General features: G+C 65.1%; 19 protein-coding genes. 5 read left to right on the top strand and 14 right to left on the bottom strand.

The window, feature by feature from the left end; translation table 11 throughout:
- Positions 1–105: 105 nt before the first annotated feature.
- The gene (locus tag ACVCNR_RS20355; protein WP_447076253.1) at positions 106–1,065 is read right to left on the bottom strand and encodes a TAXI family TRAP transporter solute-binding subunit; all 960 of its coding nucleotides are present in this window, start codon (positions 1,063–1,065) and stop codon (positions 106–108) included.
- 361 nt (positions 1,066–1,426) lie between these two features.
- On the opposite strand from ACVCNR_RS20355, the gene ACVCNR_RS20350 reads away from it, so the two are divergent.
- Entirely contained in the window at positions 1,427–1,924 is a 498-nt protein-coding gene (locus tag ACVCNR_RS20350) for a hypothetical protein (protein WP_447076252.1), read from the top strand.
- 59 nt (positions 1,925–1,983) lie between these two features.
- Here the strand turns inward: ACVCNR_RS20350 and ACVCNR_RS20345 are convergent, their stop codons facing one another.
- The 5 genes from ACVCNR_RS20345 to ACVCNR_RS20325 form a co-directional block, all read right to left on the bottom strand.
- The gene (locus tag ACVCNR_RS20345; protein WP_447076251.1) at positions 1,984–2,280 is read right to left on the bottom strand and encodes a DUF3175 domain-containing protein; all 297 of its coding nucleotides are present in this window, start codon (positions 2,278–2,280) and stop codon (positions 1,984–1,986) included.
- Between the two features lie 12 nt (positions 2,281–2,292).
- Positions 2,293–2,865, bottom strand: coding sequence for a hypothetical protein (locus ACVCNR_RS20340; protein WP_447076250.1), 573 nt, complete (start codon positions 2,863–2,865; stop codon positions 2,293–2,295).
- Between the two features lie 222 nt (positions 2,866–3,087).
- Complete coding sequence (locus tag ACVCNR_RS20335) at positions 3,088–4,047, bottom strand: isoaspartyl peptidase/L-asparaginase family protein (RefSeq protein ID WP_447076249.1); 960 nt, start codon at positions 4,045–4,047, stop codon at positions 3,088–3,090.
- A 70-nt stretch (positions 4,048–4,117) separates the two neighbouring features.
- On the bottom strand, positions 4,118–5,698 hold the full coding sequence (locus ACVCNR_RS20330; protein WP_447076248.1) for an ABC transporter substrate-binding protein: 1,581 nt from the start codon (positions 5,696–5,698) through the stop codon (positions 4,118–4,120).
- A gap of 78 nt (positions 5,699–5,776) precedes the next feature.
- The gene (locus ACVCNR_RS20325) at positions 5,777–6,349 is read right to left on the bottom strand and encodes a MarR family winged helix-turn-helix transcriptional regulator (RefSeq protein ID WP_447076247.1); all 573 of its coding nucleotides are present in this window, start codon (positions 6,347–6,349) and stop codon (positions 5,777–5,779) included.
- A 189-nt stretch (positions 6,350–6,538) separates the two neighbouring features.
- On the opposite strand from ACVCNR_RS20325, the gene ACVCNR_RS20320 reads away from it, so the two are divergent.
- From ACVCNR_RS20320 to ACVCNR_RS20305, 4 genes are read left to right on the top strand one after another with little or no spacing between them, the layout of a single operon-like run.
- Complete coding sequence (locus ACVCNR_RS20320) at positions 6,539–7,240, top strand: creatininase family protein (protein WP_354193608.1); 702 nt, start codon at positions 6,539–6,541, stop codon at positions 7,238–7,240.
- Between the two features lie 50 nt (positions 7,241–7,290).
- Complete coding sequence (locus tag ACVCNR_RS20315) at positions 7,291–8,262, top strand: ABC transporter permease (protein WP_447076246.1); 972 nt, start codon at positions 7,291–7,293, stop codon at positions 8,260–8,262.
- A 1-nt stretch (position 8,263) separates the two neighbouring features.
- Positions 8,264–9,163: an ABC transporter permease gene (locus tag ACVCNR_RS20310; RefSeq protein WP_354193610.1), complete on the top strand. Its 900-nt coding sequence runs from the start codon at positions 8,264–8,266 to the stop codon at positions 9,161–9,163.
- The gene (locus tag ACVCNR_RS20305; protein ID WP_447076245.1) at positions 9,160–10,848 is read left to right on the top strand and encodes a dipeptide ABC transporter ATP-binding protein; all 1,689 of its coding nucleotides are present in this window, start codon (positions 9,160–9,162) and stop codon (positions 10,846–10,848) included. Before ACVCNR_RS20310 ends, ACVCNR_RS20305 begins: the two co-directional genes overlap by 4 nt.
- A 106-nt stretch (positions 10,849–10,954) precedes the next feature.
- Here the strand turns inward: ACVCNR_RS20305 and phnN are convergent, their stop codons facing one another.
- The 8 genes from phnN to phnL all read right to left on the bottom strand — a co-directional run bounded on the left by phnN (position 10,955) and on the right by phnL (position 17,693).
- Entirely contained in the window at positions 10,955–11,572 is a 618-nt protein-coding gene (gene phnN / locus ACVCNR_RS20300) for a phosphonate metabolism protein/1,5-bisphosphokinase (PRPP-forming) PhnN (RefSeq protein WP_447076244.1), read from the bottom strand.
- A complete protein-coding gene (locus tag ACVCNR_RS20295) occupies positions 11,562–12,701 on the bottom strand; it encodes an alpha-D-ribose 1-methylphosphonate 5-triphosphate diphosphatase (protein ID WP_447076674.1) in 1,140 nt (379 codons plus the stop codon). Before ACVCNR_RS20295 ends, phnN begins: the two co-directional genes overlap by 11 nt.
- A gap of 1 nt (position 12,702) precedes the next feature.
- Positions 12,703–13,407, bottom strand: coding sequence for a DUF1045 domain-containing protein (locus ACVCNR_RS20290; protein WP_447076673.1), 705 nt, complete (start codon positions 13,405–13,407; stop codon positions 12,703–12,705).
- Complete coding sequence (gene phnE / locus ACVCNR_RS20285; RefSeq protein ID WP_354193613.1) at positions 13,407–14,237, bottom strand: phosphonate ABC transporter, permease protein PhnE; 831 nt, start codon at positions 14,235–14,237, stop codon at positions 13,407–13,409. Before phnE ends, ACVCNR_RS20290 begins: the two co-directional genes overlap by 1 nt.
- Positions 14,238–14,317: 80 nt before the next feature.
- Complete coding sequence (gene phnD, locus ACVCNR_RS20280) at positions 14,318–15,310, bottom strand: phosphonate ABC transporter substrate-binding protein (protein ID WP_447076243.1); 993 nt, start codon at positions 15,308–15,310, stop codon at positions 14,318–14,320.
- Positions 15,311–15,338: 28 nt separating this feature from the next.
- Positions 15,339–16,193 carry a phosphonate ABC transporter ATP-binding protein gene (gene phnC / locus ACVCNR_RS20275; protein ID WP_447076242.1) on the bottom strand — a complete coding sequence of 285 codons (855 nt, stop codon included), beginning with the start codon at positions 16,191–16,193 and terminating at the stop codon, positions 15,339–15,341.
- An 88-nt stretch (positions 16,194–16,281) separates the two neighbouring features.
- Entirely contained in the window at positions 16,282–16,980 is a 699-nt protein-coding gene (locus ACVCNR_RS20270; protein WP_354193870.1) for a DapH/DapD/GlmU-related protein, read from the bottom strand.
- A 2-nt stretch (positions 16,981–16,982) separates the two neighbouring features.
- Entirely contained in the window at positions 16,983–17,693 is a 711-nt protein-coding gene (phnL, locus tag ACVCNR_RS20265; protein WP_447076241.1) for a phosphonate C-P lyase system protein PhnL, read from the bottom strand.
- Positions 17,694–17,700: the final 7 nt, after the last annotated feature.

Below are 17,700 nucleotides of genomic sequence, written 5' to 3'. Positions count from 1 at the left end.
GCATTTCCTGGCGCAAAGCCGGTTCACACTTTTGCTGGAGATGCTTCGGAATTGTCGATGGGCCATGGGGCGCCCGGTGCGGGCGCCCCGTCAGGCTTCAGGCGATTATTTCAGGATGCCGGCTTCGCGATAATAGCGTTCGGCGCCCGGATGCAGCGGAACGGGCATGCCGTCCAGCGCCTTGGCCGGGTCGATGGCCTTTGCCGCGGCGTGGGAGGCGACGAGCTGCGGCAGGTTGTCGAAGAGCAGCTTGGTCATCTGATAGGCGGTTTCGTCGGAAACGCCGTCATGCGTGATCAGGAAATTGCCGACGGCGGCCGTTTCGACATCCTCGCTCTGGCCGTCATAGGTGCCCGCCGGAATGACGACCGAGATGTAGGGCGCGCCGATCTTCTCGACATCCGCCTTGGGCACCGCCACGACGTTGATCGGCAGCGAGGTCGCGAGGTCGCGGATCGAGGCGACGCCAAGCCCGGCCGACTGCAAGGTCGCGTCGAGCTGGCGGTTCTTGATCAGCTCGACCGATTCCGCGAAGGGCAGGTACTCGACCTTGCCGAGGTCCTCATACTTCATGCCGGCCGCGGCGAAGATGGCGCGGGCATTGAGTTCGGTGCCCGAAGCGGGCGCACCGACGGAAAGGCTCTTGCCCTTCAGGTCGGCCAGCGACTTGATGCCGGACTCCTGGCTGGCGACGATCTGGATGTAGTTCGGATAGATGGCGGCGATACCGCGCAGCTTGTCGAGGGGCTGCGGGAAGCCGGCTTCAGTGTTGCCCTTGACGGCTTCCTGCACCGAATCGCCCAGCGAGAAGCCGATCTCGCCCTTGCCCTGCTGCAACAGGTTCAGGTTCTCGACCGAAGCCTTGGTCGCCTGCACCTGCGTGCGCGAGCCTTCGATGCCCTTGGCGTAGATTTCCGACAGGGCGACGCCGAGCGGATAGTAGACGCCCGATGTGCCGCCGGTGAGCACGTTGATGAATTCCTGGGCCTGCGCGCTCGCGGCTGACAGGCCAAGTGACAAGGCTGCCGCCCCGCTGATCAAGGCGCGTCGTGTCAATGCGATCATACTCTTCCTCCCTGTATGTTCGGGCGAAGTTTAGACGCGTGAAACGAAATCTGAAAGACCGGAGCTCGGCTTACGGCCAATCGGTCAAGATGCGTTGCTGTCCGACCGCCCGTGACGCTTTATCGCCTTGCGGACAAAACGCCTGGGAGTTAACAGGGTACGCTGCTCGCCAGGGAAGAAGTCGGGTTCTTGCTGAGGCTGTCGATCGAGCAATACAAATATCTCCGGCCACCACGGCCCCTCATGCAGGCCTTGCCAAAATGCAGGCCGAGGTGCTGTCTGGAAACCATCGCGCTTTTGGCGCGTTGAGGTTATTCGACCCATTTTCCGACAAACGCGCAAACGAAGGAATGACTGATCCTTGAACACCAAGCTTATTCTGGAAAGCCCCGGCATTTTTCCTCTGTTCCTGCTTCTGACACTGACGGTGGCCATTATGCCCGACAGCCGGCTGACGGCGCAGGGGTTAGATGCGGAAGGCGCGCTCGATACGATCATAGGCTCCGACGTGAACACCAAGGAAGAGCCTGTCGCCGCCGAAGAGGGTCGTATCGTCGCCGCCATCGAGCAGACCCCGAAAAACATCTCCGAGGTGCGCCGCCGCTTCACCATCGATCGTGTCGATATCGTCTTCCTGCCGGATTTCGGCGACGGGGATAGCACTGTCCAGGCCAAGCTGGCCGAGTTCGACGGCCAGATCGTCGAAATGCGCAAGGAAATCGAGGGCAGCGCGATCTTCTTCCACGCCCTGAACTCGCGCTCGGTGTTGCTGAGGGATGTTGTCGCCCTTGAATTCGACGACGCCAACGGCGTCACGATATTCGTTGCCGGGGGCAAGCAGGGAACCAATGTCGACTGACTGTGACGAGCATCCATGAAGGCGCGGGCAGGGCGCGCTGACCGGCTCCGGCAAGCGCATCAATCGTTGTTGTCCGCCGGCCTGCCATACAGACGACGAAGCTCGTCCTTGGCCTTTTCCAGCACCTCCTTGCGCTCGGCCGGCAGGTTCTTGCCGGCTCGATTGATGTAGAAGGTCAGCATGGACATCGCAGAGCGAAATGGCTCGGCCTTGCGCTTTTTGCTCTCGTCGGCAGACCGTTTCAGGGAGGCTGCAATCGCCTTCGGGTCGGCCTTCTCGAAGGCATGCGGTTCGAGTGCGAGCGCGTCGCTGTGTTCCGTAACTTCTGCCGACCATTTCTTCGTTTTGTGGGACATGCGTGATCTCCATTAACCGGGAGGCTGTCCGGGCACGGCTTCCGGCGGGATCACAGGGGTGGTTCCGGTGTCGGGCGGCTGTTCCTCCATTTCCCCGTCGCCGGTCTTCGGTGGCGTGAGAACGCCGTTGCAGTCTTCCAGTTCGGGGCGCGGAGCGTTGTTGGCGTGCTGGTCGTCACGTTCGGCGTCCGCTTGTTTTTCACCGTCAGGCTGCGCCTGACACCGGTCCATCGGCTCCGTTACCTCTGGTTCCTTGTCCGATGCCTCTGGTTCGTTGTCCGATATCTGTGCGGCCGTGGGACTGATCGCCGCGACGCAACCCAGCAACACCACGACAAGGCCCCAGGCACGCATAGCGGTCGGCCCCGGAAATTCCGGCTGCGGCGGCACTTCGCTCGGCGTGTCGGGCGGAATCTGGACCGGCTCGTCGTTCGGCGAGGGAATGGGGTCTGGCGATGGTGGGAGAACGCTCGGCGGCTGGTCGGGTTGCGGAGTTTCAGGAGGTGTTGGGGGCCGTGCCGGCGCCGGATTCGGGTTGTCCGGCGTCGGTTGCGGGTCGTTCGGGTCTGGCATGAGCTTGGTCATCCTTGGCCTCTTCAATACCAATCCCTGCGAACCGGATGTGTTCCCGAGAAGATGGCCGGCGTTCGGATGTCGAGATTGGCGGGCACGTCGAAAGGGGAGGTGCGGGCCTGCCAGCCGCAATTTCTGCGGGCGCGAACCTTATGCCCCTTTGCAGGAAGGAACACTGACTGCGTCCAAGCGGCCACCCCTTAATGCATCACGCTACTCATGCCGGTAAACAACCTATCGACCGTCCGGCTCATGGCGCATGACCTCGGCATGCGAGGCGACCCGGAACTCGCGCGCGTCGGTGACCCAGCCCCGGAACATGCCGTCGGTGTTGTAAGGGGCGGCGATCGCGCCGTCGGCGCCGACGGCGACCAGGCCGGCACCGATATTGTGCGGCTTCAGGTCTTCCATGATGACCTTGGTCGCGGCTGCGTCCACGTCCTCGCCGAGATAGGCCATGCGCGCGGCGACCTCGTGGCCGACGACATGGCGGATGAAGAATTCGCCCTTGCCGGTGCCGGAGACGGCACAGACCCCGTCACGGGCATAGGTGCCGGCGCCGATGACGGGGCTGTCGCCCACCCGCCCGTCAGGCTTGTTATTGTAACCCCCGGTCGATGTCGCGGCGGCCAGATGGCCATGTCGGTCGAGCGCCACCGCGCCCACCGTGCCGTGCTTTTCCGACTCGCTGGCGGCGGCCTGCGTGCCGGCGGCGGCATGCGCCTTCATCGCGGCCAGCGCCTGCCGGCGCCGCTCGGTGGTAAAATAGGCCTGTTCCTCGACCGCCAGCCCTTGCGCCTCGGCGAAGCGGTCGGCGGCGGGGCCGGCCAGCAGCACGGCATCGCCATGCTCCAGGACGGCACGGGCGGCCAGCACCGGATTGCGGATGTGCCGCGAGGCACAGACCGCGCCGGCCGCCAGCGTGGTTCCATCCATGATCGAGGCATCGAGTTCATGAATGCCGTTTTCGTTCAGCGCCGCGCCATGGCCGGCGTTGAAATGAGGGCTGTCCTCCATGACGACGACAGCGGCCTGCACCGCGTCGAGCGCCCGCCCGCCGCGTTCGAGAACGGCGTAGCCGGCTTCCAGCGCGCGCCCCAGATCGCGCCGCGCCGCGATCCATTCGGCCTCGCTGAGGTCCAGCTTGGCCATCACGCCGCAGCCGCCATGAATGGCAAGGGCGAATTTCGTCATGGGAGGTCTCCGTTGTTCATGGGAAAAGGGCACCGGCTTATGCCGGTGCCCTTCCGGTAGCTTGCCGGTCCTACTGCTTGGGGTGGACGTCCATCGCCAGGGTGTCCTCGTCCGACCGCGGATCGTAGGTCACCTTGTCGGCCTTGGCGCCCCAGGCTGACAGGTTGGTCGCCAGCGGCAGGTCGGGCCGGTCGGTCGCCACCAGCATGTTCGCCTCCTCCAGCAGGGCGCGGCGCTTGGCCTCGTCCATCTCGACGGCCGCGTCCTCGATCAGCTTGTCCATCTTCGGATCGGAATAGCCGCGCACGTTGAAGGCGCCGAGCGACTTCTCGGCATCGTTGGTGTGCATCAGCGACGACAGCATATAGTTGGCCTCGCCCGTCAGCGTGCCCCAGGAGGCCATGTAGAGCGAATATTCGCCGCGCGTCTTGGCCGGGTTGAACACCGCCGCCGGGACGCCCTGCACCTCGACCGTGACGTTGATCGCGGCCAGAAGCTGGGCGACGGTCGGCCCCAGTTCGGTCGGCATGCGGTCGTTGGCGTAGCTCAACGCCACCTTGAAGCCGTCCGGATAGCCGGCGTCGGCCATCAGCTTGAGCGCCTTCTCGACATCGAAGGCCGGCGCGGCGATGTCCTTGTTGTAGCCGAAGATGTTGGGGCTGACGAGCTGGGTGGAGACGACGCCCATGCCTTCAAGCGCATATTCCACGATGGTTTCGCGGTCGAGCGCCAGATCGAAAGCCTCACGCACCTTCGGATCGAGGAAGGGGTTCTTGTCGAGCTTGTTGCCGGCGTTGTCCCAGACCTGCGGCGAGTTCTCGCGGAAGTCGAATTCCAGATAAGGAATGTAGATCGATTCCGTCTTGATCACCTGCAAGGCAAAGTCGGATTCGATGCTGGCGAGGTCGGTCGCCGGCACCTTGGAGATCAGGTCGACCTGACCGGCCTTCAACTGCGCGACGCGGGCGGCATCGTTGGGGATTTCCTTGCGCACCACCTTGTTCCAGGGCTGTGCGCCAGCCCAGTAGCCGTCGAACTTCTCCAGAACCAGGTCCTGCGTCGGCGCCCAGCTTACGAATTTGTAGGGGCCGGTGCCGATGGTCGCCTTGCCCATGTTGAAGCCCTCGGCCGAGCTGTCCTTGGTCGAATAGTCGGCGGCGGCCGTGTGGGAAACGATGAACAGGCGCACGAAATCGTTGGGCAGGGTAGGCGCCGGGCCGTTGGTCTTCACGCGCACCGTGTAGTCGTCGACGATCTCGACGCTGGCGACGCGACGCACATAGATGGTCGAGGGGTTCGGGCCGGTGACGTTCGGGATGCGTTCGATGGAGAACTTGACGTCCTCGGCGGTGAAGTCGGAGCCGTCATGGAATTTCACGCCCTCGCGCAGCTTGAACTCCCAGGTGGTGTCGTCCAGCGCCTGCCAGCTCGTCGCCAGCGACGGCAGGATCTCCAGGTCGTTTCCCGAGCGCAGCAACGTGTCGAAGATGTGCTTGGTGGCCTCGGCATTGGCCGAGGTGGCGGTGAAATGCGGGTCCATCGAGGCCGGACCGGTCTTGGTGGCGATCACCAGATCGGCGGCCAGCGCGGCGACGGGCGAGGCCAGCAGAGTTGCCACGAGGGCGGCGCGAAGCATGGATTTCAGGTACATGGGTTTCCTCTCATTTTAACAGGCATGGTCGCAGGCTTGCCGCCGTCCGGTCGTGACCGGAAAAGCTGCGGCGGCGGATCACAGGGCTTCGTCCGGCTGCTCGCCATCGATCATCTGCGGCCATTGGCCCGATGCCGTGACGAGCTTGGTCATGATCTCGGAAAGGCTCAGCCGCTCGGCGGGGCTCAGGCATTCCAGCATCCGGCGTTCGTGCTCGATCATCATGCCCTTGGCGAACTCGACCGCCTGCCTGCCCTTGTCGAGCAGGCCGAGCGTGATGCGGCGCTGGTCGTCCTGGTTGGTCTGGCGGTCGATCATGCCCAGCCGGAACAGCTTGTTGGCGGCGCGGCTGAGCGTGTTCTTCGGGAAGCCCGACGAGCGCACCACATCGGTCAGCGTCGAGCTGCCGCCGAGATAGAGCGACCACAGCACCACAAATTCAGGGCGCAGCAGGCCAAGGTGCTGCTGGATGTAGCCGTAGACCGGATTGTTGAAATGAAGGGCCAGATAGTTCAGCCGGAACGAGAACCAGCAGGGATTGTCCCACAGCTTCACATGCATGAGGGGGTCGATTTCCGTGCCGGGCGAAACCACGGGCTCTGCCCGGCCGGCTCGCCCCTCAAACAGTGCCTGGCACACCGCCTCGTCCATTCCCGCCATCTCGCTTAAAATGGATATTAATCCCAAATGGAACTTTATTGGGCGGAAGTATCTTGCGTCAACCGTAATTTCTGATCCATAAAGAACTAATTTTCAGGAGGCCGCCACCCGCGACAGGGCGAGGCGGCAAGGGGCGGACGATGCACGCAGGGCGCGTCCGTACAAGAGTAAGGACAGCAGATGCGCATTCAGGACATGCATTGGAGCCAGGTCGAGGAACGGGTGAGGGAGGACGATCGCTGCGTCCTGCCGGTCGGCTCCGTCGAGCAGCATGCCTATCTCAGCCTTGCCACCGACATGATCCTGGCCGAGCGCGTGTCCGTCGAGGCGGCCGAGCCGCTCGGGGTGCCGGTGTTTCCGTGCATGCCCTACGGCATGGCCTCCAGCTTCGCCGATTTCCCCGGCACGGTGAGCCTGTCGCTGCGCACCTATATCGGCGTGTTCGAGGATATCCTCGACAGCCTCCACCGCGCCGGGTTCCGGCGCATCCTGGTCGTCAACGGCCATGGCGGCAACACGCCGGTCAATCCGGTGATCAGCGAGTGGATGAACCGCAACCGCGACGCCTCGGTCAAGCTGCATGACTGGTGGCGCGCGCCGAAGACCATGGCCAAGGTGCTGGAGATCGACCCCGCCGCCTCGCATGCGAGCTGGATGGAGAACTTTCCCTGGACCCGCCTCGAAGGCGCGCCGATCCCCAACTTTCAGAAGGAGCGGATCGATTTTGCCGCCGCCGCGCGCGTCGATGCCGGGCGCAAGCGCGAGCGCATCGGCGAAGGCAATTACCACGGCGTCTTCCAGCGGCCCGACGCGGACATGCTGGCGATCTGGCAGGTGGGGGTCGAGGAAACCCGCCACGAGATCGAGCACGGCTGGCACTGAACCCGGGGGCGCTGCGGCGCCCCTGTCCTTCATCCACCCAAGGGGCAGACATGGCATCCTTCATTCTTCGCAGATTGGGACAGGCGCTCTTCGTGCTTCTAGTCATGTCCATGCTCGTCTTCATGGGCGTCTACGTCATCGGCAACCCCGTCGACGTGCTCATCTCGCCCGACGTGACCCAGGAGATGCGCCAGCAGGTCATCCAGCAATACGGGCTCGACCTGCCGCTCTGGGAGCAATATCTCCAGTTCCTGCAACGGCTGCTGACCGGCGATCTGGGGCGTTCCTTCGTCTTCAACATGCCGGTCGTCACGCTGATCGCCCAGCGCCTGCCGGCGACCCTGGAGCTGACGCTGACGGCCGTGCTGTTCGCTTCGCTGGTCGGCATCCCGCTTGGCGTCTATGCCGGCTACAAGCCCGACAGCCTCGCTGCCAAGGCGATCATGGCGGTGTCGATCCTCGGCTTCTCGGTGCCCACCTTCTGGATCGGCCTGATGCTGATCATGGTCTTCGCCGTCCAGCTCGGCGTCCTGCCCGCCGGCGGGCGCGGGCAGACGGCGGACCTGTTCGGCGTGCCGTTTTCCTTCCTCACCGCCGACGGCTGGTCGCATCTCCTCTTGCCGGCGCTCAACCTGTCGCTGTTCAAGCTGTCGATGATGTGCCGGCTGGCCGCCTCGGGCACGCGCGAAATCATGCTGACCGACACCATCAAGTTCGCGCGTGCGGCCGGCATTTCCGAAAGCACCATCCTGCGTCGCCATGTGCTCAAGCTGATCTCGATCCCACTGGTAACGGTGTTCGGGCTGGAGCTGGGCTCGACGCTGGCTTTCGCGCTGGTCACCGAGACGATCTTCAGCTGGCCGGGGCTCGGCAAGCTGATCGTCGATTCCATCACCTCGCTCGACCGTCCCGTCATGGTCGCCTATCTGATGCTGGTTTCGGCGCTGTTCGTGGTCATCAATCTGTGCGTGGATCTCGCCTATGCAGCGCTCGATCCGCGCCTGCGGCAGGGGAGGCGCTGAAATGTCGATGGAAGCCCGTGCGGTGAAATCCGTCTCGCCGCTGGCCGAGTTCTGGCACACCTTCCGCCGCAACAAGGTCGCGGTCGCCGCCCTCGCCGTGGTGATCGCCATCATCCTGATGGCGGTGTTTGCACCGTTCCTGGTGCCGCAGGACCCCTATGACCTGAAGTCGCTGGTGCTGCGCGATGCGCGCCGCCCGCCGGGTTATGTCGGCTCGACCGGCATCGTCCATCTTCTGGGTACCGACAGCCAGGGCCGCGACCTGCTTTCGGCCATCGTCTACGGCCTGCGCATCTCGCTGCAAATGGGCCTTGTGGCGGGCGCCATCGCCTTTTCCATCGGCGCCGTGGTGGGCTGTTTCGCAGCTTATGTCGGCGGGCGCACCGAATCCGTTATCATGCGCATCGTCGACATCCAGCTGTCCTTTCCGGCGATCCTGCTGGCCTTCGTCGTGGCGGCGATCCTGGGGCAGGGCAAGTCGCAGCTCATCCTCGCGCTGGTCTTCGCTCAATATGCCTATTTCGTGCGCACCGCCCATGGCGCGGCCGCTGCCGAACGGCAGAAGGACTATGTACAGGCGGCCCTTTCGGTGCCGATGAACGGCTGGTTCGTCATCACCCGTCACATATTGCCCAACTCGCTGCCGCCGCTGATCGTCGTCGCCACGGTGCAGATCGCCTCCGCCATCTCGCTCGAAGCGACCCTTTCCTTCCTTGGCGTCGGCCTGCCGCCGACCGAGCCGTCGCTCGGCATGCTGATCGCCAACGGCTTCCAGTATCTGATGTCGGGCCGCTACTGGATCGCCATCTATCCGGGCGTGGCGCTGATCATCCTCATCATGGCGATCAACCTGGTCGGCGACCAGATCCGGGACCAGCTCAATCCGAGGCTGCGCAAATGAGCCATCTTCTGGATGTCCGCAACCTGCGGACATATTTCGAGACCGACAAGGGCACCGTCAAATCGGTGGATGACATCTCGTTCACGCTGGAACGCGGCGAGGTCATGGGGCTGGTCGGCGAATCCGGTTCGGGCAAGTCGATTACCGGCTTCTCGCTGATCGGCCTGCTGGACGAGAACGGTCACATCCAGCCGGGCAGCTCCATACGCTTCAACGGGCGCGAACTGGTCGGGCTCGGTGAAAAGGAACTGCGCAAGATCCGGGGCAGGGACATCTCCATGGTGTTCCAGGACCCGATGATGACGCTGAACCCGGTAGTCAGGATCATCGACCAGATCGGCATGGCGATCAGGGCACATGAGCAGGTCTCCGACGCCGAGATCAGGTGCCGCGCCGTCGAGGCCCTGGCACAGGTCAGGATCGTCGACCCCGCGAACAAGGTCGACCAGTATCCGCACGAGTTTTCCGGCGGCATGCGCCAGCGCGTGGCCATCGCCATCGCGCTGCTGCACCGCCCCCAGCTCGTCATCGCCGACGAGCCCACCACCGCGCTCGACGTTTCGGTGCAGGCCGAGATACTGGACATGGTCAAGGCGCTGGTCGCCGAGATGGGCACCTCGCTCATCTGGGTGAGCCACGACCTCGCCACCGTCTCCTCCATCGCCGACACCATCGCGGTGATGCGGCGCGGCAAGATCGTCGAGGCAGGCCCCGCAAGGCAGGTGCTGCAGAGCCCGCAGCATCCCTACACGCAGGGGCTTCTGGATGCCCTGCCGTCACGGTCGAAGCCCGGCGAGCCACTGGCCTCCGCCGCCACAGAGGCCGCAGGCCCGATGGATCTGAGCGGGCTCGGCGGTGCCGCCATTGGCGCCGCACCCGATGCCGCCTTCGTCAAGGCGGAAGCGATCGACAAGGTCTTCGCCCCGCGCATCGGCTTCCTGCGCGCCCTCGCCATCCGCTGGGGCCTGATGCGCGAGCCCGGTCCCGTGCACGCGGTGAAATCCGCCAGCGTCACCATCGCCCGCGGCGAAATTCTCGGCCTCGTCGGCGAATCCGGTTCCGGCAAATCGACGCTCGGGCGCATCCTGTGCGGCATCTACCCGCCCACCTCCGGCACCGTCAGCGTCGGCGGCAAGCCGGTGCGCTCGGCGACGGGCAAGCTCGGCACCCATGTGCAGATGATCTTCCAGGATCCCTTCGCCTCGCTCGATCCGCGCCGCACCATCTTCCAGTCGGTGGCCGAGGGACCCATCGCCCACGGCTTCTGCACCCGCGCCGATGCGCGCGACTATGTCAACAGATGGCTGCGTGCCGTGGCCTTCGATCCGGCGCTGGCGGATCGCTACCCCCACCAGTTCTCGGGCGGACAGCGCCAGCGCATCGCCATTGCGCGGGCGCTCGCCATGCAGCCCGAGGTCATCATCTGCGACGAGCCGGTCGCTTCGCTCGATGTGTCGATCCAGGCGCAGGTCATCAACCTGCTGATGGAACTGCGCCGCAACCTCAACATCACCCTGCTGTTCATCAGCCACGACCTCTCGGTCGTCCACCACCTGTGCGACCGCGTCGTGGTCATGCGCCATGGCGAGATCGTCGAGCAAGGCGCGGCGACACAGGTCTTCAGCGCACCTCGGCATGCCTACACGCAGATGCTGCTCGACGCCGTGCCGAAGCTGGAAGCCTGAGCCTGGAGCAATTCCAGCAAAAGTGCGAAGCGGTTTTGCGTTCGGAATTACGTCAAAACAAAGGGTTAGAGCGCTTTTTTGCGATTCGGAGAAAAGCGGAAATACTCTAACGGTTCTCCAGCCGACCATCATTCATGTATCTGCGAACCGCGGCCAAGAACGCGCGGCCTGAGATGGCAAGATCGCCGCTGTTATCGATCTCGACCACGTCCGCACCTGTTTCGACGGCGGCCACCGTCCGCGCCAGCCGGGCCTGCTGGGTTTGCGGGTCCTCGCGGCTGCGGGCCGCAAGGCGGGCGGCGAGAATCTCGGGACGGCAGGTCACCTGGATCACCATGACCCGGCCGAAGGCCGTGCGGATCGCCGGTAGGGCCGCGCGTGAGCCGTTGACGACGGCGACGCCGCCCGCCGCCAAATGACGATGAACGCTGGCGGGTATCGCATAGTGCAGCCCATGGGCCTGCCACGTCACCGCGAAGCTGCCGGCGGCTTGCCAAGCGAGGAAACTGTCGATCGGCAGCGTGTCGTGATCCTCGGCGGCCACTGTGGCTGGGCGGGTGATCACCCGCCGCACGAACAGCACCGCCGGGTCCCCGCCAAGCCTTTCGCGGGCGTAGGCCATCAGGCTGTCCTTGCCCGCGCCGCTCGGGCCGACGACGGCGATCAGCATGCCGCGCTGGCCGGCCCCGTCGACCGGGCGTGCTGCGGCAGCTTCAGGCGACACGCCGGCCCTCGCGCCAGACGGAGCGGACGACGGGAATGCCGGCTGGCCGCCGGACGCGCACCAGATCGGCCCTGAGCCCGACGGCGATGCGGCCCCGGTCGCTCAGGCCCACCGCCTTGGCGGGATTGGCGGTGACCAGCCTGATGCTTTGGGGCAGGGACATGCCGCCCTTCTCATCAGCCAGCACGAAAGGCGCATGGATCAGGCTGAACGGCACATAGTCGGACGACAGCACATCGAGCACGCCGGCATCGGCCAGCGTCCTGGCCGAGATATTGCCGGAATGGGATTTGCCGCGCACGATGTTGGGGGCGCCCATCAGCACCGCCATGTCGGCTTGGTGCGAGGCTGTGGCCGCTTCCATGCTGGTCGGGAACTCCGCCAGACGCACGCCGAAGGCTTTCGATTCCTCGACATGCTCGACGGTGGCGTCGTCGTGGCTTGCCACCGCGATGCCGCGTGCGGCGCAGGCATCGGCAATGGCGCGGCGGTGGGGAGCGGCGTAGCGCCCCGATTCCTCGATGCGGCGGGCGATGAAGCGCTCGAATTCGGTATCCGACAGGCCGCGCTTCTTCTTGTAGTAGACTATGTAGGCGTCGAGGCTCTGGAACTGGCGCTGGCCGGGCGCATGGTCCATCAGCGACGCCAGCCGGACCTGCGGATCGGCGGTGAAGTCCTCGAAATGATCGAGCACATCGGCGGAGGAGACCTCGCAGCGCAGGTGGATCAGGTGGTCGACCCTCAGCCGGTCCTCGCTTTGGGCCGTCTCGATGGCGTCGGCAATGGCGCGCATCTCGCCGCGCTTGAAGCCGGCATTCTCGTCCGAGCCGAGCCGCAGGCAGTCGAACACCGTGGTGATGCCGGATGCGGCGACCTGCGCATCATGCGCCTGCAAGGCGGCTATGCTGTCCCACACCACGCCGGGACGGGGGCTGTAATGCTGCTCCAGATGGTCGGTGTGGAGTTCGACCAGCCCGGGGATCAGGTAGTCGCCGTCCATGTCCTCGCCGCTGCCGGCCCTGCCGGTGTCGATGGCCGAGACAAGCCCGTCGCGGATGACGACGGAACCGGCGACGATCTCATCTTCGAGAACGATATGCGCGTTGGTGAGGACGGTTTCCTGCGGCATGTCAGGCATACTTTCTCGTTTCGGCCGCGCCGAAGCGGTGGGTTGAACGGACGATGAAATCGGCACCGGGCTCGGGCTCGGCGAAGAGGGTGACGGCCGAGACGTCGACCGGGCGCGGAAGCAGCGGGTCGAAACGGTCGCGCAGCGCCGTTGCGACGCGCGCGGCGGCTTGGCACCCGACCGGACCGGTGAGGGTCATGTGGAAGCGGAACTCTTCCTTCACATGAGGATAGCCGTGGCGGTGGAGATAGAGGCGCTGGCGTTCCGACAGGCCCTCGGGCCTGCGGCGCGCGATTTCCGCATCGGTGAGCGGCGCGCGCAATCCGTCGAAATGGTCGACGGCCGCGGATGCCAGTGCCGAAACGCCGGCCGCATCGGCGGGGGTCAGCGCAAAGAAATCGCCGATCCTGGTGATGGCGAGGCCGGGGATCGCGAGCGGGGCGGCCTGCCGGGCGAAGGCGTCGGCGGCAACCGACAGATCCGCTTCGGTTCGCCCCGCGCGCAGGCGGAACGGCGCCACCAGCGTGGCGTGGAAGCCGTAGCGGCGCGGCGCGCGGGTCAGGTCGTCGAATTCTCCGGCCGTGAAACCGGCCGGCAGGGTCGTTGCGGCCGCTTCGCCGGTGAAGGCGTTGCGGCCCAGCCACAACTGGGCCGCCCGCGTCAGCGGATCGTCCGGCGCGGGGGTGAAGTAGAGGGCGTAGCGCATCACAGGAACAGCTTGCGCAGGCGCTGCGACAGGAGGTCGATCAGCGATACGGTGACCAGCATGATGATCAGCATGGCCGATGCCTGCGGGTAGTAGAACCCGCGGATTGCCTCGAACAGCACCTGGCCGATGCCGCCGGCGCCGATGACGCCGAGCACGGTGGCGGCGCGGACGTTCGATTCGAAACGGTAGAGCGCATAGGACATCCACAGCGGCATGACCTGGGGCACGACGCCGAAGATGATCTCCTGCAGCCGCGAGGCGCCAGTGGCGCGGATCGCTTCCACGGGGCGCGCGTCGATGGCTTCCACGGCTTCCGAAAAGAGCTTGGCAAGGATGCCGGTGGTGTGGACGAACAGCGCCATCACGCCGGCGAACGGGCCAAGGCCCACGGCGACGACGAAAAGCACGGCAAAGACCAGCTCATGGATCGAACGGCAGGCATCCATGACGCGGCGCACCGGCTGCACGATGTACCAGGGGGCGATGTTGCGGGCCGAGAGGATGCCGAAGGGCACGGCGAAGACCGTGGCGAGGAAGGTGCCCCACAACGCGATCTGGATGGTGACGAGCATTTCCGAGAAATAATAGCGCCACTGCGAGAAATCGGGCCGCAGGAAGCCGCCGGCATATTCCGCCATGTTGCCGGCATCGCTGAACAGGTAGGTCCAGCGGGACATTTCGGCCGGCGCCCAGCTCCAGACAAGCAGGAGAAGCAATGAAATCCACGAGGCCCAGGTCCACAGGCTGCGCGACCATTCGCGCTCCACTTCGGGGCGGGCGGGTGCGCGCGCGGGATCGGCGGACGCGATCTTGACGGTCTGGTCCATTGCGGTGTCCTGAAATTTGCGCCGGCCGCCACCTCATCGGGCAGCCGGCTGTTTTTCATGCTGGATCAGATCCGGGGCAATCAGCCCTGGACTTCCTTCAGCCTGGCTTCGAACTCGGCCTTCTGCGTCTCGAGCGGCTCGATCTTCGCCTTCTTGTCGGCGTCGGAGAGCGAGGCGTCGGCCTCGACCTGCGCGATCGTCTTGGTCAGTTCCATCACGCGGATCGGCAGAAGCTGGTCGTCGGAGGAGGCGCGGAACGGCGCCCATTCGAGACCGGCCAGCACCTCTTTCTCATGGGCGATGTCGCCCTTCGACTGATCGGTGCCGTAGGTCAGGAAGAAGTCCCTGATCTTGGCCTTGGCGTCGTCCGACAGGTCCTTGCGCCAGACCAGCGGGTCCGACGGGATCAGCGGCGACTTCCAGATCACCTTGATCTTCTCGAACGCGGCGGGCTGGTTCTTTTCGATCAGCTCCATGTTCTCGGTGTTGTTGGCCGCCGCGTCGATCTGGCCGTTGGCGACGGCCATGGCGTTGGTCTCGTGGTTGGCGTTGGTGACGTTCTTGAAGCATGTCTTCGGGTCGACCTTGTTGGCCGAGAAGACGAAGGTCATCGGCACCAGATAGCCCGAGGTGGAGTTGGGATCGCCGAGGCCGAAATTGAGCGTCTGGTCGCAGGTGAGCAGGTCTTCGACCGAATTCAGCTTGCTGTCCTTGGGCACGACGATCAGCGAGTAGTAGCCCGGCTCGCCGCTGGCGGGAACGGTCTGCGCGAACACCGCGCCCTCGGCACGGTCGACGGCCTCCATGGCCGACTTGTTGCCGTACCAGGCCAGTTGCACCTTGCCGAAGCGCATGCCCTCGATCACGCCGGCATAGTCGGAGGCGAAGAACGGCTTCACGTCCAGGCCGGTGGCCTTGGCGAAATCGGCCAGCAGCGGATCCCATTTCGGCTTCAGGTTCTGCTGCGATTCGGTGGAGATGATGCCGAAGTTGATCTCTTCGGCCATGGCGACGCCGGCAGACAGCGTGAACGCCAGGGCGGCGGCGACGGTGCCCTTGAGGACTAGGTTCATATCAAGCTTCCCTGCTTGGTGGTTGGATTTATGCGAAGGCCGGAACGCGATCCGGTTCTGGCGCGCGCCTCGGTTTCGCCGGCTGCATGGGCGCGTCCGGCAAAATCAGTTCCTCGGAATTGTCTCCGTAAAGCTCGACGAGCATCTGGTTGGTCAGCGCCGAGGAAGGGCCGTCGAACACGATGCGGCCGTCGCGGAGGGCGATCGTGCGCGGGCAGTAACGGCGCGCATATTCGACCTGATGCAGCGAGACGACGCAGGTGATCTTTTCGTCGCGGTTCACCGCGGCGAGGATTTCCATGACGCGGCGCGCCGACGACGGATCGAGCGATGCGATTGGCTCGTCGGCGAGCAGGATATTGGAGCGCTGCACCAGCGTGCGGGCTATGGCCGCGCGCTGCTGCTGGCCGCCCGACAGGGTGGAGGCACGCTGCCACGCGACTTCCGGTATGCCGACGCGGGCCAGCGCCTCGCGCGCCTTTTGCTTCTCGCCGGCGGTGAACAGGCCGAGTGTCCCCCGCCAGCCGGGAATGTGGCCGAGATTGCCGAGCAGGACATTGGACAACACCGACATGCGGCCGACCAGATTGAACTGCTGGAAGACGACGCCGATGTTGCGGCGCATGTTCCTGGCCTTTGCCGCAAGGCGGCCGCCGTCCTGCATCGCACCGCCCAGGATCTCGATCCGGCTCTGCCCCGCCCTGTCTTGCCCCGCCTGGCCGATTTCCAGTCCGCAGATGTGGCGGATCAGCGTGCTCTTGCCGGAACCGGACGCTCCGATCAGGGCAACCATTTCGCCCCGTTGAATTTCAAGGCTCACATTGTCCAATGCGCGTTTCTTGCCGAAGTGCTTGGACAGATTTCGGACGGAGATGGCCGTCATAGCATTGCTCCTTCCAGTGTTCTGAAAGTTCGAGGAAGCGGATTTTCGTTCACCCACGCCACATCGACCCGCAGGCGGGCGACGGCACTCATGGCTCTAGCGCCGGGACATGACGGCCGGTTGTCGCGGACATGTCAGTTCGATGACGGTTCACCGTTTCCACAGGCCATGCGGCGTGTTCGTGGCGCTCGAGGAATTCCTCGATGCCGAGATTACGGAAATCGTCGAGCGCGGCGCGCAGCCGTTGGTGCGGCCAGTCCCACCAGGCAAGCGCCTGGAGACGTTGCCCGACCGCCGCCGGAAACCGTTCGCGGACGAGGCGGGCCGGCACGCCGGCGACGATCGTGTAGGGCGCGACATCCTTGGTGACCACTGCGCCGGCACCGACGACCGCGCCGTCCCCGATGGTCACGCCGGGCAGGATGGTGACCCCGTGGCCGATCCAGGTGTCGTGGCCGATATGGACCCGCCTGGCGCGGCGGGCGGCGAAGAACTCGGCCTCGTGGCCGGCATCGTCGAAATAGTCGGAGGCGCGGTAGGTGAAATGGTGCAGCGTCGCCCGTGCCATCGGATGATGGGTGGCGTTGATGCGCACCGCAGCCGCGATGTTCGAGAACTTGCCGATGGTGACGCACCACGCCTGGCAGTTCTCCATCACGTAGGAATAGTCGCCGAGTTCCGTCTCGACGAGACGGCCGCCCTCCGCCACTTCGGTGTAGCGGCCGAGACGGCAGTTCTCGAGCCTGGCCGTCGGATGGACGACCGGCGTTTCGGACAGGCGCGTCATGGTCACGCCGCCTTCTTCGCCGGCGCGAAGCCGGTCACGTCGATGATGACATCGGCGACCGCGTTGCGGACCTCGGTGTCGTGGAAGATGCCGAGCAGGGCGACGCCAGCCCGCTTCTTCCCGGCGATCATCTCCACCACCACGTTGCGGTTGGCAGCGTCCAGCGAGGCGGTGGGCTCGTCGAGCAGGAGGATTGGATGATCGGTGATGAAGCCGCGCGCGATGTTGACGCGCTGCTGCTCGCCGCCCGAAAAGGTGGCCGGCGGCAGGACCCACAGGCGCTCCGGCAGGTTGAGGCGGCTCAGCAACTCCCCGGCGCGCCGCTTCGCTTCCACATGGTCCGTGCCGCGCTCGACCAGAGGTTCGGCGACGATGTCCAGGGCACCGATGCGCGGCACCACGCGCAGGAATTGGCTGACATAGCCCATCGTCTCGCGGCGCAGTTCCAGTACGGTGCGCGGGTCGGCGGAGGCCAGGTCGACCTCGCGGCCACGGTGGTGGACGACGATCTTGCCGGCGCTCGCCCCGTAGTTTCCGTAGAGCATCTTGAGGATCGAGCTCTTGCCGGCGCCCGAGGGGCCGCCCAGCACCGCGCAGGTGCCCGAATGCAGGGAGAAGCGGGCATTGGCGACCACCGGCAGCTCGATGCCGCCGCGCAGATGCATGGTGAACGTCTTGCCAAGGCCGGTTGCGATGAGGGCGGGGGATTGCACGGCGTGG

Source organism: Aquamicrobium terrae (genome assembly GCF_052978165.1).
Note: the sequence above shows the minus strand (reverse complement) of the source record. Positions and strands in the feature narration are given on the sequence as shown.

Excerpts from the sequence above, each read along its gene's own strand:
- phnC (WP_447076242.1), bottom strand. The coding sequence starts at position 16,193 with ATGACGGCCATCTCCGTCCGAAATCTGTCCAAGCACTTCGGCAAGAAA.
- phnE (WP_354193613.1), bottom strand. The coding sequence starts at position 14,237 with ATGGACCAGACCGTCAAGATCGCGTCCGCCGATCCCGCGCGCGCACCC.
- ACVCNR_RS20270 (WP_354193870.1), bottom strand. The coding sequence starts at position 16,980 with ATGACGCGCCTGTCCGAAACGCCGGTCGTCCATCCGACGGCCAGGCTC.
- ACVCNR_RS20355 (WP_447076253.1), bottom strand. The coding sequence starts at position 1,065 with ATGATCGCATTGACACGACGCGCCTTGATCAGCGGGGCGGCAGCCTTG.
- ACVCNR_RS20325 (WP_447076247.1), bottom strand. The coding sequence starts at position 6,349 with ATGGACGAGGCGGTGTGCCAGGCACTGTTTGAGGGGCGAGCCGGCCGG.
- ACVCNR_RS20330 (WP_447076248.1), bottom strand. The coding sequence starts at position 5,698 with ATGTACCTGAAATCCATGCTTCGCGCCGCCCTCGTGGCAACTCTGCTG.
- phnD (WP_447076243.1), bottom strand. The coding sequence starts at position 15,310 with ATGAACCTAGTCCTCAAGGGCACCGTCGCCGCCGCCCTGGCGTTCACG.
- ACVCNR_RS20310 (WP_354193610.1), top strand. The coding sequence starts at position 8,264 with ATGTCGATGGAAGCCCGTGCGGTGAAATCCGTCTCGCCGCTGGCCGAG.
- ACVCNR_RS20295 (WP_447076674.1), bottom strand. The coding sequence starts at position 12,701 with ATGCCGCAGGAAACCGTCCTCACCAACGCGCATATCGTTCTCGAAGAT.
- ACVCNR_RS20290 (WP_447076673.1), bottom strand. The coding sequence starts at position 13,407 with ATGCGCTACGCCCTCTACTTCACCCCCGCGCCGGACGATCCGCTGACG.
- ACVCNR_RS20305 (WP_447076245.1), top strand. The coding sequence starts at position 9,160 with ATGAGCCATCTTCTGGATGTCCGCAACCTGCGGACATATTTCGAGACC.
- ACVCNR_RS20340 (WP_447076250.1), bottom strand. The coding sequence starts at position 2,865 with ATGACCAAGCTCATGCCAGACCCGAACGACCCGCAACCGACGCCGGAC.
- ACVCNR_RS20345 (WP_447076251.1), bottom strand. The coding sequence starts at position 2,280 with ATGTCCCACAAAACGAAGAAATGGTCGGCAGAAGTTACGGAACACAGC.
- ACVCNR_RS20320 (WP_354193608.1), top strand. The coding sequence starts at position 6,539 with ATGCGCATTCAGGACATGCATTGGAGCCAGGTCGAGGAACGGGTGAGG.
- ACVCNR_RS20335 (WP_447076249.1), bottom strand. The coding sequence starts at position 4,047 with ATGACGAAATTCGCCCTTGCCATTCATGGCGGCTGCGGCGTGATGGCC.
- ACVCNR_RS20315 (WP_447076246.1), top strand. The coding sequence starts at position 7,291 with ATGGCATCCTTCATTCTTCGCAGATTGGGACAGGCGCTCTTCGTGCTT.